This window comes from Patulibacter ginsengiterrae (assembly GCF_056269115.1).
Genome location: NZ_JBWDOG010000012.1, coordinates 24,025 through 40,394, shown reverse-complemented (window position 1 = coordinate 40,394; position 16,370 = coordinate 24,025). Strand labels below are relative to the sequence as shown.

General features: G+C 73.7%; 12 protein-coding genes and 1 pseudogene. 3 read left to right on the top strand and 10 right to left on the bottom strand.

The features are described 5' to 3' along the window. Positions 1–27: 27 nt before the first annotated feature. From ACVUH9_RS15585 to ACVUH9_RS15575, 3 genes are all read right to left on the bottom strand, one after another. Positions 28–924, bottom strand: a complete 897-nt coding sequence (locus ACVUH9_RS15585; RefSeq protein WP_475758503.1) for an LLM class flavin-dependent oxidoreductase — start codon at positions 922–924, stop codon at positions 28–30. 502 nt (positions 925–1,426) lie between these two features. After that, entirely contained in the window at positions 1,427–2,134 is a 708-nt protein-coding gene (locus tag ACVUH9_RS15580) for a GntR family transcriptional regulator (RefSeq protein WP_475758501.1), read from the bottom strand. A gap of 117 nt (positions 2,135–2,251) precedes the next feature. Continuing rightward, positions 2,252–3,070: an enoyl-CoA hydratase/isomerase family protein gene (locus ACVUH9_RS15575; RefSeq protein WP_475758499.1), complete on the bottom strand. Its 819-nt coding sequence runs from the start codon at positions 3,068–3,070 to the stop codon at positions 2,252–2,254. 21 nt (positions 3,071–3,091) lie between these two features. Between ACVUH9_RS15575 and ACVUH9_RS15570 the strand changes: the two genes are divergently transcribed. Then, complete coding sequence (locus ACVUH9_RS15570) at positions 3,092–3,814, top strand: enoyl-CoA hydratase-related protein (RefSeq protein ID WP_475758497.1); 723 nt, start codon at positions 3,092–3,094, stop codon at positions 3,812–3,814. A gap of 2 nt (positions 3,815–3,816) precedes the next feature. Here the strand turns inward: ACVUH9_RS15570 and ACVUH9_RS15565 are convergent, their stop codons facing one another. The 6 genes from ACVUH9_RS15565 to ACVUH9_RS15540 are packed head-to-tail and all read right to left on the bottom strand — an operon-like array spanning position 3,817 to position 13,521. Further along, complete coding sequence (locus tag ACVUH9_RS15565) at positions 3,817–4,983, bottom strand: CaiB/BaiF CoA transferase family protein (protein WP_475758495.1); 1,167 nt, start codon at positions 4,981–4,983, stop codon at positions 3,817–3,819. After that, complete coding sequence (locus ACVUH9_RS15560; protein ID WP_475758493.1) at positions 4,980–6,962, bottom strand: hydantoinase B/oxoprolinase family protein; 1,983 nt, start codon at positions 6,960–6,962, stop codon at positions 4,980–4,982. Before ACVUH9_RS15560 ends, ACVUH9_RS15565 begins: the two co-directional genes overlap by 4 nt. Then, entirely contained in the window at positions 6,952–9,048 is a 2,097-nt protein-coding gene (locus ACVUH9_RS15555; protein WP_475758491.1) for a hydantoinase/oxoprolinase family protein, read from the bottom strand. Before ACVUH9_RS15555 ends, ACVUH9_RS15560 begins: the two co-directional genes overlap by 11 nt. A gap of 9 nt (positions 9,049–9,057) precedes the next feature. After that, positions 9,058–10,722, bottom strand: a complete 1,665-nt coding sequence (locus ACVUH9_RS15550; RefSeq protein WP_475758490.1) for a purine-cytosine permease family protein — start codon at positions 10,720–10,722, stop codon at positions 9,058–9,060. A 37-nt stretch (positions 10,723–10,759) separates the two neighbouring features. After that, on the bottom strand, positions 10,760–12,220 hold the full coding sequence (locus ACVUH9_RS15545) for an aldehyde dehydrogenase family protein (RefSeq protein WP_475758488.1): 1,461 nt from the start codon (positions 12,218–12,220) through the stop codon (positions 10,760–10,762). Beyond that, entirely contained in the window at positions 12,220–13,521 is a 1,302-nt protein-coding gene (locus ACVUH9_RS15540) for an aminotransferase family protein (protein ID WP_475758486.1), read from the bottom strand. Before ACVUH9_RS15540 ends, ACVUH9_RS15545 begins: the two co-directional genes overlap by 1 nt. Before the next feature lie 33 nt (positions 13,522–13,554). Between ACVUH9_RS15540 and ACVUH9_RS15535 the strand changes: the two are divergent. Next, positions 13,555–14,448, top strand: a pseudogene (locus ACVUH9_RS15535) (alpha/beta hydrolase family protein); the annotation flags it as partial. 8 nt (positions 14,449–14,456) lie between these two features. Here ACVUH9_RS15535 and ACVUH9_RS15530 read toward each other — a convergent pair. Beyond that, positions 14,457–14,630 (bottom strand): hypothetical protein, encoded by a 174-nt coding sequence (locus tag ACVUH9_RS15530; protein ID WP_475758484.1) that lies wholly within the window; start codon positions 14,628–14,630, stop codon positions 14,457–14,459. Between the two features lie 8 nt (positions 14,631–14,638). Between ACVUH9_RS15530 and ACVUH9_RS15525 the strand changes: the two genes are divergently transcribed. Then, positions 14,639–16,276, top strand: coding sequence for a CocE/NonD family hydrolase C-terminal non-catalytic domain-containing protein (locus ACVUH9_RS15525; RefSeq protein ID WP_475758482.1), 1,638 nt, complete (start codon positions 14,639–14,641; stop codon positions 16,274–16,276). Positions 16,277–16,370 lie beyond the last annotated feature (94 nt).

The window sequence follows — 16,370 nt, the reverse complement described above, 5'->3', positions numbered from 1 at the left end:
GCGTGGGCGGTGCCAGTAGCGAGCGTCCTACCCCCGCGCCGCCGCCACCCGCTCCCGGACCGCCGGGGCGACCTCGTGGGCGAACCGCTCGATCTGGACCGTCGAGGGGTCGTCGGGCCAGAAGACGAAGGTGTCGACACCGGACTCGAGCACCCACATGCTCAGCGCGTCGACCCACTGGCTCGCGGGGCCCTGGAGCACGTCGTCGCCGGTCGTGCCGTCGGTGATCGTGCCGCTGATGTTGTAGAGCCGCCGGATGTCGGCCGGATCGCGGTCCGCGCCGTTCGCAGCGTCGTCGATCCGCTGGTGGAGCTCCGGCAGCTTCTCGGGCGGCATCCACGAGCGCGACGGGATCCAGCCGTCGGCGTGGCGGCCGAGGATCCGCAGCATCCGCGGGCCCTGCGCACCGAGCCAGATCGCGATCTCGTGCGGGGGCTTCGGCCCCGGCTGGTGCCCGTGCAGCCGGTAGTGCTCGCCCTCGACGTTGGCCGATCCCTCGGCGGCCCAGATCGTCTGCATCACGATCAACGCCTCCTCGAGCGCGTCGACCGACTGCTTCGGCGTCTTCCGCTCGCCGCCCATCGCCACGATCGCGTCCCAGAACGCCCCCGCCCCGAGGCCGAGCTCGAACCGCCCGCCGCTGATCACGTCGATCGAGGCCGCCGCCTTCGCCAGCAGCGGCGCCGGCCGCAGCGGCAGGTTCGCCACGTCGGGGAACAGGTGGATCCGGTCGGTCTCGGTCGCCAGGCTCGCGAGCAGCGCGAAGGTGTCGAGGAACCGCCGCTGGTACGGGTGATCCTGGATCCCGACCAGGTCGAGGCCCGCGCGATCGGCGGCACGGACCTCGGCGCGGATCGCGTCGATCCGACTCGCCTCGGGGATCACCGAGATCCCGAAGGCCAGCGGTCGTCCGTAGTCGTGCATCGTGTGGCTCCTTCGCGGGTGCCCGGCGAGGCTGCTCGTCGAGGTCGAACTGCGGCCATCGTCGCAAGCGGCGGCGGTCGCGGCAAGGACGAGCCGTGGCGCGAGGGGCGGGTGGGCGCGCGGCGGGTAGCGGCGCGGCGGTCGGCGGTGGGCGGTCGGCGGCGCCGCAAGTCGGGCGGGGCGGCGCGGGGCTGATGCAGCTTGGCGTTCCCGGGGAACGGTATTCCGCATCAGCTCCTCGGGCGAGGCCGACTGATGCGGATTTGGGGCCTATACGACGGTAGATCCGCATCAGTCGCCGGGCGCCTGATGCGGATTTAGGGCCTATACGACCCACTATCCGCATCAGGCGCCCTCCGGCCCGCCTCGCCTCGCCCCGCCAACCTCGCCCAACCTCGCCCGGACCGACCTCGCCCGCCCGCCCGGCCGACCTCGCCCGACCCGCCCCGGCCCCGCCCGGCCGAAACCGCCCGAGCCGCCGACGACGACCCAGGCCCCCGCGTCAGCCCGGCGCGGTGTTCCGGATCAGCGCCTCGCGCGCGGCCTTCATGTGCTCGCGGATCAGGTCGCCGACGCGCTCGGCCGCCTTCGCGTCGCCCGCGGCGGCGGCGGTCGCCTCGACGATCTCGACGTGCTCGTCGTGGACGCGGCGAAGGTCCTCGGCCGAGTACGACGAGTAGAGACGCAGGGCCGAGTAGGCGTCGCGCGCGACCTGGATCGACTCGACGATCCGCCGGTACGGGCAGCGCGAGTTGAGCAGGTTGTGGAACTCGATGTTGAGCTGGGCGCCGCGCTTGGGGCTCTGGGCCGGGTCGTCGAGGCCGGCCTCCATCTCCGCCAGCACCGCCCGCAGCCGCGCGACGTCGTCGGCCTCCATCCGCTGGACGCTCTCGCAGGCCGCGAACGGCTCGAGCAGCTCGCGCATGATCAGGGTCTCGACCGCGACGCCCTGGTCGAACGGGGCGACCAGCAGGCTGGTGCCCTGACGGACCACGAGCCCGTCGGTCTCCAGCCGCTGCAGCGCCTCGCGGACAGGGGTCCGGCTGACGCCGAGGTCGCGGGCGATCTCGTTCTCGACCAGCCACGACTCCGGCGGCAGCTCGCCCCAGACGATCCGCTCACGCAGGATCTGCGCGGTCTGCTCCGCGAGCGTGACCCGGACCGGACGGGCACTGCCGCCGGCCCCGCGGCCTGCCGCCGCGCTGGTCATCGGACGCGCTCCGCCCGGCCAGCCGCCAGGCGGTCCGCCCGGCGAGTCGCCCGGCCGGTCGCCGCGCTGTCCGCCACGCCGGTCATCGCCGGCCGCTTCTCGTCGTGCTCACGCGCATCACTGGTCCGCGGAATCCTTCCCGGCCCCCCGGACGGACGCGAACTGCGGGCGCCGCTTGGCGAGGAAGGCCTCGATCCCCTCGGCGCAGTCGTCGGTCGCGCGCGCCTGCTCGAACAGCCGCCGCTCGTACTCGATCCCGGCGTCGAACGGCATCCGCTCGGCTGCCCGCACCGCCCGCTTGGCCAGCCGCGCGGCGAGCCGTGGACGCTTCGCGATCTCGGCCGCCAGCTCCAGCGCCTCCTCGCGCAGCCGCGCGACCGGCACGACCCGGTTCACGAGCCCGATCGCCAGCGCCTCGGCGGCGTCGACCCGGCGGCCGGTCAGGACCAGCTCGGTCGCCCGCTGACGCCCGAGCAGGTGGCTCAGGCGCTGGGTGCCGCCGGCCCCGGGGATCAGGCCGAGCAGGATCTCCGGCTGCCCGAACGAGGCGGTCTCGGAGGCGACGATCATGTCGCAGGTCAGGGCCAGCTCGCAGCCGCCGCCAAGCGCGAGACCGGAGACGGCGGCGATCAGCGGGACCTCGATCGCGCGGACCCGCGGCCAGTCGCCGGCCCCGAACCGCAGCAGGCCCTCGCGGCCCTGGTCGCGCATCCACTTGAGGTCGGCCCCCGCGGCGAAGATCTCGTCGCCGCCGGTGAGCACGACGCAGCCGATCCCGGGATCGGCGTCGGCCGCCTCGAGCGCGTCGGCGAGCGCCCGCATCAGCTCGGGCGAGAGCGCGTTGCGGGCCTCCGGCCGGGCCAGCGTCACGACCAGCACGTCGCCGACGCGCTCGCTCTGCACCGGCGCCACGGCCGCCTCCTGGGGGATCGACATGCGCCCAGTATACTGCATACCATGAGCATCGAGACCGAGGTCGCCGACGGCATCGCCACGATCACCCTCAACGCCCCCGAGCGACGCAACGCGCTCGACGGCGAGAGTGCGCTCGCCTGCGCGGCGGCGATCCGGACCGCCAGCGCGACGCCCGAGGTCGGCGCGATCGTGCTCACCGGCACCGCCCCCGCCTTCTGCGCCGGCGCCGTCCGCTCGGTGCTCCAGCGCGCGGGCGACCCGGCCGACGACGCGGCCCGCCGTGAGCTCGAGGCGATCTACGACCTGTTCCTCGTGCTCGGCACCGCCGAGGTCCCCACGATCGCCGCGGTCAACGGGGCGGCGGTCGGCGCGGGACTCAACCTCGCGCTCGCCGCTGACGTCACGATCGCCGCCAGCGACGCGCCGCTGATCTCCGGCTTCGCCCGGATCGGGATCCACCCGGGTGGCGGCCACCTGCACCTGCTGCGGCGCCGGGCCGGCAGCAACGCGGCGGCCGCGATCGGCCTCTTCGACCAGGCAATCGACGGTCAGCGCGCCGTCGAGCTCGGCCTGGCCTGGGCCCACGCCCCGGCCGACGAGGTCGTCGCGCTCGCCCGCGAGACCGCGAAGGCGCCGGCCGCCAACCCCGCGCTCGCCCGTCTGACCACCCGCACCCTGCGGCGCAACGCCGCCGACGGCTGGCCCGCGCAGGTCGAGACCGAGCGCGGCGCCCAGCTGACGACGCTGCTCACGCGCGAGCGCTGACCTCACCCAACGCTGACCTCACCCAGCAGCTCGGCCAGCACCGCGTCCTGGTGCTCGCCGAGTCGCGGAACGGCCTGCGGGCCGCCCTCGTGGGCGACCCCGTCGAGCCGCGGCGAGAGCACCCCGGGATGGCCCTCGATCTCGACGAACAGGCCCATCTCGCGGGTGACCGGATCGTCGACGGCGTCCCCGACCCGCCGGATCGGCGCGGCCAGCAGGCCCGCCGCCTGGAGTCGCTCGAGCCAGTGGGCGACCGGCCGGGTCGCGGTCTGGGCGGTGATCGCCGCCTCCAGCTCCTCGCGGTGCCCGACCCGCAGCGCGTTGGTCGCGAACTCGGGCCGGTCGGCGAGCGCCGGCAGCTCGATCGCGACGCAGAACGGCCGCCAGCGGGCGTCGTTGATGACCCCCGTGATCAGGTGCCCGTCGGCGCAGGCGAAGCCACCGTAGGGGGCGATCGTCGGGTGGTGCGACCCCCACCGCCGCGGCTGCTCGCCCGTCGCCGAGTAGTTGGTGACCAGCGTCCCCAGCGCCCCGATCGCGGTCCCGTAGAGCGAGACGTCGACCGACGCCCCGACCCCGGAGCTGCGGGCCTGGAGCAGCGCCGCGGTGATCCGGGTCGCGGCGGTCAGACCGGTCGCGATGTCAACCATCGCGATCCCCATCCGGACCGGCTCGCCCTCGGCCGGACCGGTGATGTCCATCAGCCCCGACATCGCCTCGACCACGATCTCGGTCCCGGCCAGCCCCGCGTAGGGGCCGGTCCGCCCGTAGCCGGAGACCGAGCAGGTGACGATCGCCGGGTTGATCGCCGCCAGCCGCTCGTGCGAGAGCCCGAGCTGCTCGGCGGCCTCGGGCCGGAAGTTCTCGATCACCACGTCGACCTCCGCGACGAGCCGGTCGAGCAGCGCCCGCCCCTGCTCGCCGGCGAGGTCGAGCTCAATGCTGCGCTTGCCGCGGTTCATCGCCGCGAAGTAGGTCGAGACCGCCGCCTGCTCGTCGAGGTACGGCGGGCCCCAGTGGCGGGTGTCGTCGCCGACCCCCGGTCGCTCGACCTTGATCACGTCGGCGCCGAGGTCGCTCAGCAGCAGCGTGCAGTACGGCCCCGAGAGGATCCGCGTGAAGTCGAGCACGCGGACCCCCTCCAACGGCCGGGCGGCCCCGGCGCTCATGCCGGATCCCCCCACGCCGCCGCGGCGCGCTCGCCGATCAGGGCCCGGTAGGTGCGGGTCGTCTGCTCCAGCAGCTCGCCGCTGCCCCAGTCGAGGATCACCGCGTAGCGGCGCACGACGTCGAGCAGGTCGAGCTCGCCCGAGCGGTAGCGCGCGGCGACGCCGGCGGCGTCCTCGCTCAGCCAGCCGCGGCGGGCGGCGGCGATCTCCGCCCGCAGCGCCGCCGTCGCCGGCTCGTCGACCTCGTACTCGGCCCGGTCCGCGTTGACCAGCCGCAGCACGACGCCGTAGTCGCGGGCGGCCCGCTCGACCGTCACGTACTCGTCGACGACGTCCTCCACGACATCCGCGACGGCGCGGGTCAGGGGATCCCCGAAGCCGCCGCCGCCGGCAGAGGGCCGGGTGAAGTGGTCGCCGTCGCTGACCGGCAGGTTCGAGAACTGCGCGCCGAGGAACTCCGGCTCGCCGCCCTCGCGGGTCAGCCAGACCCCGTGCGGCATCGACGGCAGGCCGCCCTCGATCCCCCACGGCACCGAGCGCGCACGGTCGCAGCAGTACGACATCACCGCGTCGGCGACGGCGGTCAGGGTCCCGCCCTTCTCGACCCCACAGCCCCCGCGCCAGCGTCCGGGACCGCCGGAGTCGGCGATGATCGCGTGGTTGGTGGTGACGACCGGAGTCAGCCGCTCCTGGCCCTCGACCGGCTGGACCGCGAGCCCGACGCCGAAGACCGGTGCCGTCGCGGTGTGGCCGTCCTTGCCGTTGCGACCGCCCCAGCCGCCGGCCATCCAGTCGTACCACATGAACACGGGCCGATCGACGGTCCGGCCGTCGTGGCCGCCGACCAGCAGGTACTCGAGGTTGAACGAGCAGGCCATCGCCCGCTCGGGCATCAGCTCCGACCAGAGCAGGAAGGTCGCGTTCATCACCTTCTCGTAGACCCCGGCGCAGAAGCCGGTGACCGACGCCGGCCAGGCCGCGTTGACGACGCTCGGCTCGTCGCCGTAGTCGACGGTCACCGCGCGGTAGAAGCCGGAGTTCAGCGGGATCTCGGGGAAGAACGTCTTGGTCCCCGCGGTCACCGCCGAGAAGGTCCCGCCGAAGCCGGCGTTGAGGATCGTCCCGATCACCCCGTGCGAGCCCGAGAGGTCGTAGTGGAGCTGGTCGCCGTCGATCGTCAGCTTGACGTGGATCGGGATCAGGCCCTCCTCGCCGGCCGGGTCCTGGTCGATATGGTCGACCGCCTCCCAGGTCCCGTCGGGCAGCTCGGCGATCCGCTTGCGGGCCATCCGCTCGACGTAGTCCTGGACCTCGGCGAAGCCGGTCACGACCGTCTCGCGCCCGTACTTGGCGCAGAGCCGGTGGAGCTCGCGCTCGGCGACGGCGGTCGCGGCGATCTGCGCCCGCATGTCGCCCTCGACGTCCTCGGGCACGCGGGTGTTGGAGCTGATCAGCGCGACCACGTCGTGGCGGGTGACGCCGCGGTCGACGACCCGCAGCGGCGGGATCCGGACGCCCTCGCCGAAGTGGTCGCTGGCGGCGGTGTCGAACGACCCCGGGACCGCGCCGCCGATGTCCGCCCAGTGCCCGGCGGACTGGGCGTAGGCGATCAGCCGGCCGTCGGCGAAGATCGGCCGGATCAGCCGCACGTCGCTGAAGTGCGTGCCCCCGAGGTAGGGGTCGTTGATCATGAAGACGTCGCCCTCGTGGACGTCGTCGCCGAACGCCTCGATCACGGCCTTCGCGGTCAGGTGCAGGGTCCCGACGTGCGAGGCGAGGTCCTGGCTGCCCTGGGCGATCGTGTTCCCCTCGGGATCGCAGATCGCCGAGGAGAAGTCGCGGTTGTAGATCACGAACGAGTGGCAGGTCCGCAGGATCTGCTCGCCCATCTGGTCGACGAGCGTGCCGAACGCGTTCTTCAGGACCTCGAAGGTGACGGGGTCGAGGGTGTACGGACGGGACGGGGTGCTAGCGGGCATCGTCGGCCTCCGGGAGCTGCATGCGGATGTTGAGCCACTCGTCGACCTCGACCCGGACTCCCGGGGGGACGACGACGGTGGAGTCCAGCTGTTCGATGATCGTCGGGCCGAGCAGGCGGGTTCCCGCCGGCAGCCGGTCGCGACGGTAGACCGGGGTCTCGACCCGCTCGCTGCTGTCGTCCCAGACCACGGCCCGGAGCGCGTCGGGCGGCGGCGGTGGGCCGTCGACCGGCTCGTGACGGGGCAGCTCGGGCTTGGTCGTCAGGCCGACCGCGCGCAGGTTCAGCTGGTAGAGCTCGACCGGCGTGTCGTGGCGGAAGGCGTGCTCGCGCTCGTGCTCGCGGTGGAACTCCTCGACGGCGGCGTCGAGCCCGGTCAGCTCGGCGTCGACGGTCACCGGCAGCGACCGCCACTGACCGCGGTAGCGCATGTCGATCGAGCGGGTCAGGACGATGTCGTGCTCGGGCACGCCCTCGGCCCGCAGCCGCTCGCGGGCGGTCTCCTCCAGCGCACGGAAGTCGCGCTCGACGGCGGCCACGTCGGTGGTCGCGGCCTCGCCACCGAACATCGCCGAGAAGTCGTGGCGGACGTCGACCAGCAGGCAGCCGAACGCCGAGGTCACGCCCGGGTTGGGCGGGACCACGACGGTCGGGATCCCCAGCTCCTGGGCGACCGCCGCGCCGTGCAGCGGACCGGCGCCGCCGAACGCCAGCAGCGCGAAGTCGCGCGGGTCGTAGCCGCGCCGGATCGACATCAGCCGGACCGCGTCGGCCATGTTCGCGTTGGCGACCTGGAGGACCGCCTGGGCGGCCTCGACGACGTCGAGCCCGAGCGGCTCGGCGACCTGCTCGCGAACGGCGGTCGCGGCGGCCTCGCCGTCGAGCGACATCGCCCCGGCCAGCAGCTCGGTCCCGAGCCGCCCGAGCACGACGTTGGCGTCGGTGTTGGTCGGCTCCGCGCCGCCTCCGCCGTAGCACGCGGGCCCGGGGTCGGCGCCCGCCGACTGGGGGCCGTTGCGGAGCGCCCCGGCCTCGTCGATCCAGGCCAGCGAGCCGCCGCCGGCCCCGACCGTCAGGACCTCGATCGAGGGGAACCGGATCGGGTAGCCGTACTCGACCGACCACTCCTTGGTGGTCAGGACCTCGCCGTCGTGGACCAGCGAGATGTCGGTGCTGGTGCCGCCGACGTCGAGCCCGATCGCGTTCTGGTGCCCGCAGAGCGCGGCGATGTGCTGGTTGGCGATCGCGCCCGCGGCGAGCCCGGAGGCGGCGAGCCGGACGGCGTAGCGCTCGACCGTGCGCGGGGTCATCACGCCGCCGCCGGAGTGCAGGATCACCAGGTCGCCGGCGTAGCCGCGGTCCTTCAGCGAGGTCCCGAGCCGGCTGACGTAGTCGGCGACCAGCGGCGAGAGGACCGCGTTGGCGACCGTGGTCGAGAACCGCTCGTGCTCGAAGATCTCCGGCAGCACGTCGCTGGAGAGCGAGATCCGGACCCCCGGCAGCTCCTGCTCGAGGATCTCCCGCATCCGCTGCTCGTTGGCCGGGTTGGCGAACGAGTTGAGGAAGCAGACGGCGATCGTCTGGATCTCGCGCTCGCGGAGGACCCGCGCGACCTCGCGCGCACCGTCCTCGTCGAGCGGCTCGAGGACCGTGCCCGAGAAGTCGACGCGCTCGCCGACCTCGAGCCGGTCGCGGCGGCGGACGTACGGCTTGGCGTTGTCCTTGTAGGCGTCCCAGAGGTCGTCGCGGGTCCCGCGGCCGATCTCGATCACGTCCCGGAAGCCGGCGGTCGTGATCATCGCCGAGGGCGGGAAGCGACGGGTGATCAGGGCGTTGGTGGCGACCGTCGTCCCGTGCGAGATCAGCGAGACGCGGCCGAGGTCGACCCCGGAGCGCTCGATCCCGTTGAGCACGCCGATCATCGGGTCGCTCGGGGTCGACGGGACCTTGGCGACGGCCAGGCCGCCGCCCGACGAGAGCACGCAGACGTCGGTGAAGGTGCCGCCGACGTCGACGGCGACGACGCAGGTCCCGTCGTCCGCCGCGGGGGCGGCGGACGCGGCCGGGGTGGGCTGGGTGGTGGTCATCAGATCCTCCTACGCACGCTCGAGCGGGCGCTCGTTGGTGGGGTCGTCGGCGGCCGCGGCCGCCTGCATCTCGGCGAGCTGCCGGAGGCCGTCCGGGGTCTTGCAGACGTCACGGCAGGTCGAGTGCGACTGGCAGCAGGCGGAGCAGATCACGCCGCCGGGGGTGACCGGGCAGGTCAGCGCGTCGGGCTTCATCACGGTGCTGCCGCAGGTCCCGCAGACGACCTGCATCGACGGATCCTCCAGCTCGCGGTCGGTGCGGTTGTTGGTATCGCGCCAGTCGGGCTCGGGGACCCGCGCGATCAGGTACTGCGGGTCGTTGACGAAGAGCTTGTCGAGCACCGCGAAGACCGCCGGGGCGATCAGGAACGCGAGCACGATCCCGAGGAAGCCGCCGTACGGCTGCGGGTCGCCGCTGAGCGCCAGCGGCAGGCCGACCGCGCTGCCGACGAAGAGTCCGGCGACGGCGGGCCAGCCCCAGTTGCGGAGGTAGCCGCGGCGGTGCTCGACCCAGACCTCGCCGGTCTGGAGCAGCCGCCGGCGACCGAGCAGGCTGTAGACCATCGTCCCGACCCAGGCGAACAGGAAGACCGCCATGAACGTCAGGACCTGGGTCAGGTGGTCGACGATCTTCAGCTGCGCGAGCAGGAAGGCGAGGCCCGCCACGACGATCACGAACGTCCGCCGGCCGGGCATCCAGTGGAAGACCCGCGCGGAGAAGTTGACCAGCGAGAGCGAGCCGGAGTAGTAGTTGCCCTCCTGCACCCGCATCTGGGTGACCACGATCCAGAGCAGGCCGGGGATCCCCATCAGCCCGACGGCGTAGGTGCCCGGGTTGGCGGAGCCGGTGTGCTTGGCCAGCAGGCCGCCGAGCATCGCCAGCAGCAGGAACTCCCCGCCCATCGCGACGATCACCGTCAGCGTGACGACCCGGCGGCGGTCCTCCTTGCGGGCGAAGCGGGCGAAGTCACCGACCAGCAGGACCCAGATCGCCACGTTGCCGAGCACCGCGGCGAGCGCCGGCAGCAGCGTCTTGGCGCTGACCGGCGCGCTGGGCAGGTCGACGGCGGGCTCGCCGAGCGCCGCGATCAGGAGCCAGACCAGGCCGACGACGAACAGCGGCACCGTCCACTTCTGGATCCAGTGCATCTGGCTGACGCCGTACCAGTTGAGCGGGACCAGGATCACCGCCGCGACCAGGTACAGCAGCCACAACGGCGGCGCCGCCCACTGGGCGTGGACCGCCGCCCCGAGGAAGGCGGTCTCGAAGCCCGCGTACATGATCCAGTTGAGGCCGTAGAGCGCGGCGGTCACCGTCGAGCCCATGAAGCCGTAGCCGGCCCCGCGCGAGAGCAGGTCGCTGTCGATGCTCGAGTTGGCGGTCTGCCAGGCGACGATCGCCGCCAGCGGAGCCCCGATCAGGAACCCGATCACGAGCGCCCAGACGAGCGTCGGCATCCCGTACGAGAGCGCGACCTGCCCGCCCAGCGCGAACGCGAAGACCGAGGTCACCAGCCCGAACACGAGCACCACGAAGCTCGCCGGTGAGCGCTTCCAGTGGTACGGCACCTTGCGGATCGCGTAGTCCTCCGCCGCCTCCGCGCTCAGCTCCTTGTCGCGGGTGAACAGGAACGATCGCGATCCGGATCGCTTGCCGTTGTCCGTCGGTTGCATGTCTCTCTCCTCCATGTCCCCGGGCTCGTTCCGTGCGCTACGCCGACCGGGGCGGGTCGACGTACACGGTCTTGACCTGCGTGAAGAACTCCGCCGCCGCCTCGCCCTGCTCGCGGTAGCCGGCGCTCGACGCCTTGACCCCGCCGAACGGCACCTGCGGCTCGGCGCCGGTGGTCTCCGAGTTGACGTGGACGACCCCGGCGCGGATCTCGCGGATGAACCGCCAGGCGCGCTCGATGTCGCGCGTGAAGACGGACGCCGAGAGGCCGAACTCGACGTCGTTGGCGATCGCCAGCGCGGCGTCGAGGTCGTCGGCCGGCATCACCGCGACGACCGGGCCGAAGATCTCCTCCTGCCCGATCCGCGAGTCCGGCGGCACGTCGAGGTAGACCGTCGGCGTGACGTACCAGCCGTCGCCGTCGGCCCGCTCGCGGGGGCCGCCGAGCGCCAGCTCGTGACCTTCGCTCGCGGCCACCGCCAGGTACGCGTCGACCCGCGCGTGCTGGGCGCCGTTGACGAGCGGCCCGAGGTCGACGGCGGGGTCGAGCGGATCACCGACCCGCAGGCGACCGGCGGCGGCGACCAGTCGCTCGACGAAGGCGTCGGCGATCCCGGGCGTGACCAGCACGCGGCTGGTCGCCGTGCACTTCTGCCCGGTCGCGTGCATCGCGCCCTTGATCGTCTCCTCGACCGCCTGGTCGAGGTCGGCGTCGTCGAGCACGATCACCGGGTTCTTGCCGCCCAGCTCGAGCTGGAGCTTGGTCCGCGTCGCCGCCGCCCGCTGGCGGAGCAGGTCGCCGACCCGCAGCGAGCCGGTGAAGCTGAGCCCGTCGAGCTCGGGGTCGCCGCTGACGGCACCGCCGATCTCGCTCGGGTCGCCGCAGACGACGTTGAGCACGCCGGGCGGGAGGCCGGCCTCGGTCAGGACCTCGGCGACCCGGTAGCCGCCGAGCGGGGTCACCTCCGACGGCTTGAAGACGACCGCGTTGCCGTGGGCGAGGGCCGGGGCGATCTTCCACAGCGGGATCGCGATCGGGAAGTTCCACGGGGTGATCACGCCGACCACGCCGAGCGGCTCGCGGGCCGAGTAGAGCAGTCGGTCGGGGGTGCCGCTGGGGTGGACGCTGCCGCCCTGGCGCGACGCCTCACCGGCGTGGAAGCGCAGCACGGCGACGCCGCGGGCGAGCTCGGCCCGGGCCTCGCGGAGGGTCTTGCCCTCCTCACGCGAGAGCTCCTCGGCCAGCTCGCCGGCACGGCCGGCGAGGATCTCGGCGGCCCGGAAGAGGATCTCGCCGCGGGCCGGGCCGGGCGTCCGTCGCCAGCCATCGGCGGCGGCGCGGGCGGCGGCGAAGGCATCACGGACGTCGGCGACCGAGGCGACGGCGACACGGCCGACGACCCGGTCGGGGCGGCTCGGGTCGTAGCTGGCGAGGACCGATCCGGTCGCGCGCCACTCGCCGCCGATCAGCAGCGGCAGGGCGGTCTCGACGGCGGGCATCAGGCGACCTCGTCGAGTCCGGCGCGGATCCCGTCGAGCATCGTGTCGAGCTCCGCGTCCGAGATCGTCAACGGCGGCGAGACGGCCAGCGAGCTGCCGAGCGGGCGCAGCAGCACGCCGGCCTCGCGTGCGGCGGCGAACGCGATCGCGCCCGCGCCGGGCCGCTCGGCCAGCAGCTCGGGAGCCAGCTCGACCGCGCCGAGCAGGCCGGTCCCGGCCCGGATCCCGGCGACGGCGGGGTGGCCGGCGAGGGTCTCCAGTCGCGCGGCGAGCGGTCCCTCCAGCTCGCGTCCGCGCTCGAGCAGGCCGTCCTGCTCCAGCAGGTCGAGGTTGGCCAGCGCCGCGGCGCAGCAGACCGGGTGGCCGGCGTAGGTCGCGCCGTGGCGGAAGGCCCGTCCCGGCTCGTCCCAGAACGGCGCGGCGACGGTCCCGGAGACGGCGACGCCGCCGAGCGGCAGGTAGCCGCTGGTGACGCCCTTGGCGAAGACGACCATGTCGGGGCGGACGTCCCAGCGGTCGATCCCGAACCAGGTCCCGAGCCGGCCGAAGCCGCAGATCACGGCGTCGACGACGAACAGCACGCCGTGGCGGCGGCAGATCTCGGCGACCCGCTCGAGGTACCCCGCCGTGGGCGGATGGACGCCCCCGGCCCCGATCACCGGCTCGCAGAAGAAGGCGGCGACCCGCTCCGGGCCGACCCGCAGCAGCTCGGCTTCGAGCGCCTCGGCGTCGTCGTGCGGCACGTGCGAGACGTCGCCGATCGCGGGGCCGTTGCCGCTGCGGTTGGCCGCGATCCCGGCCAGGCTGATGCCCCAGCCGTGGGTCCCGTGGTAGGCCTCGCGGCGCGCGATCAGGTGGGTCCGCTCGGGCTGGCCGACGGCGTGGAAGTACTGCCGGGCGAGCCGCGCGGCGGTGTCGATCCCGTCGCCGCCGCCGCTGCCGAGCAGGATCCGCGCGTCGTCGACCGGCGCGACCGCGGCCAGCCGGTCGGCCAGCTCGCCCGCGGGGCCGTTGGCGTAGTCGCCGAAGGTCGAGAAGCTGTCCAGCCGCGCCAGCTGGCGGGCGATCGCGGCACCGATCTCGGGCCGGCCGTGGCCGACGTTGACGCACCAGAGGCTGGCGGTCGCGTCGAGGTAGGGCTGCCCGGCGCGGTCATAGACCCAGACGCCCTCGGCGCGGTCGACCACGAACTCGTGGCCGCGGACGGCGGCCATGTCGGCGAACGGGTGCCAGAGCGCCGTCTCCGCGGGCGCCGTCGGGGCCGTGGTCGTGGGTTGCGCTTGGGGGAACGACTGGGTCATCCAGAGCCTCCGGAAGGGCTAGCGGTGTGCGGTATGCAGCATGCCGCGTACGGCACACCGGTGACCCTACCGCCCGACCAGCGGTTTGGCCAGGGCAATCTCCGGGAACACCGGCGACCGCCCCGAGCGGCCGCACCGGACGCCGTTCCGGGCCGCCCCCACCGCCCCCGGATCGCGTCGCGTCGAACACCACCTAAACGCCCAAACCCCCGTCTACCAGGGCCCCAGCACATCGCCCGCCGCCCGTTCCTCGACGAACGATTGGTCGAACTGAAAGTTCCGACAACCCGTTCGGAGGCGGGCGTAGGATGCCGCATCGGTCCCGGGTCGGACGCGTTTCGCAACGGCCCGAGAGGCACGCAGACGAGGGAGCACGAGATGCGAAGAGTTCTGGTCCTCGGGGCGGCGTTGGCGACCACGCTGGCGTTCGCCCCCGCCGCCGCCGCGACGGTGCCAGCGGTGTTCAGCGACACCGGGACACCGATCAGCTGCACCGTCCAGAGCGGCGGCCCAATCGACGGGCAGCGGTTCTGCTCCGGGGCCTCGACCTCCCCGACGACCCTCTCGACGGTCGCCAGCTGGGACGGCACCCCGATCGACGTCTCGGTCGCCCTGCCGCCCGCGCCCGCGAGCGGCCCCGACGGGAGCTTCCCCGTCGTCGGCCTCTTCCACGGCTACGGCGGCAGCAAGATCAAGCCGACCGACACCGCCGCCCAGCGCTGGCTGGCCCAGGGCTACGCGGTCTACTCGATCACCGACCGCGGCTTCTGGGGCTCGTGCGGGGTGTTCGTCCCGGCGAAGCCCGCGTCGTGCGCCAAGGGCTACATCCACCTGATGAGCAACGCCTACGAGGTCCGCGACGCCCAGTACCTGCTCGGCCTGCTCGCCGACCAGGGCGTGATCGACCCCCAGCGGATCGGCGCCAACGGCGGCAGCTACGGCGGCGGGATGTCGCTCCAGCTCGCCGCGCTGAAGGACCGCGTCCAGCTGCCCGGCGGCACGCTGATCCCGTGGAAGAGCCCGAACGGCACGCCGATGCGGATCGCCGCCGCGGCCCCGGAGTACGGCTGGTCCGACCTGCTCTCGTCGCTGCAGCCGAACGGCAGCACGCTCGACTATGCGGCCGAGAACCCCTACGTCGGCCCCGGCGGCGACCGCCGCTTCGGGATCGAGAAGCAGCTCTTCACCGGCCAGCTCTACGCCGGCGGCGCCCAGGCCGGGCTACTACGCGCCGGTCTCCGGCCCCGGCTTCCCCGACCCGACCTCCAACATCACCGCCTGGAAGGGCGTCAACGACACCGGCGGCCCCTACGACGGCAACCCGCTCGTCGACCAGCAGATCGCCGAGTTCCCCAACCACGGCGCGGCGTACACCGACGACCGCACCGCGCCCGCGCCGACACTGCTCTCGAACGGCTGGAACGACGACCTGTTCCCGGTCGACGAGGCGATCCGCTTCTACAACCGGGTCCGCACCGCCCACCCGGACGCGCCGATCACGATGTTCCACCTCGGCTTCGGGCACTCGCCGCGCGGCGGCGGCACGGCACCGACCGACTACCTCCAGCTGGTCGCGGCCGAGAACGCCTGGTTCGACCACTACGTGAAGGGCAACGGCGACGTGCCGGCCGACGCCGAGGGTGGCGTCGACGTCCTGACCAGCGCCTGCACCGGGACCACCCCCGCGGCCGGCACCCGCTACCACGCGAAGAACTGGGCCTCGCTCGCCCCGGGCGAGATCCGTGTCCGCGACGACGCGACCAAGACGGTCAGCCCGAGCAGCGCCCCGGCGACCTCGTTCCAGACGCCGACCACGAACGTCTGCAGCGAGGGGCCAGCCGCCCCGACCAACGGGGCGGCGGTCTACACCACCGACCCGGCGCCGTCCGCCGGCTTCACGATCGCCGGCTCGCCGACGGTCGTCGCCGACCTGACCGTCGCCGGCGCCAACGACGCCCTGATCAGCCGGCTCTACGACGTCGACCCGGTCGCCGGGACCGAGAAGCTGATCGCCCGCGGGGTCTACCGCCCGACCGGAGTCGGCCAGGGGCCCACGCGCCAGGTCTTCCAGCTGTTCCCGCAGGCCTACGCCGTGGCCGCCGGCCACGTGGTCAAGCTCGAGCTGCTCGGCCAGGACGCGCCCTACGTGCTGCCGGCCACCGGCCAGCAGCCGATCACGGTCTCGGGGCTGGAGCTGCGGCTGCCGACGATCGAGACGCCCGGGGCGCTGGGCGGCCTGGTCCGGGAGCCGGCGGCGAAGATCCTCCCGGCCGGCTACGCGTTCGCCCGCGATGCCCGCCCGGCGGAGCCGCCGGTGACGCCGCCGGTCGTGGTCCCGACCCCGCCGGCCGAGACGCTACCGGCGCCGCTGCCCGTTCCGACCCCGACGCTGGCGCGTGATCCGCTGACGACCAAGGTCGTCCGGGCCGCGCTCGCCAAGCCGCCCAGGAACGTCCGCCTCAGCCGCGACCGCCGCCGGCTGACGTTCACCGACAGCGTGCCCGAGGCCGGGCGCGCGACCTACGGCCTGAGCGTCCGGACCGGCAGCGGCGCGTCGCGACGGACCACGGCGATCGGCAGCGCGAAGTGGACCGCCACGAAGGCCGGCAGCTCCCGGATCACGTTCCGGATCAGCGGTCACGGCCGCGCGCTCCTCGCCCGTCACCCGAAGGCGAAGCTGATCGTGCGGACGTACTTCGTGACCGGCGTCGAGCAGCGGCACGTGAACGTGCTGCGCAAGCTCCGGCTGCGGTAGGCGTTGCGCCCACGACCAAGCCTGGCCTCCGGCCCCTCATCGCGGGGGGGGGGTCGGAGACCGGCCTGGTCACACCTGTCGCTCTCCGCCGGCC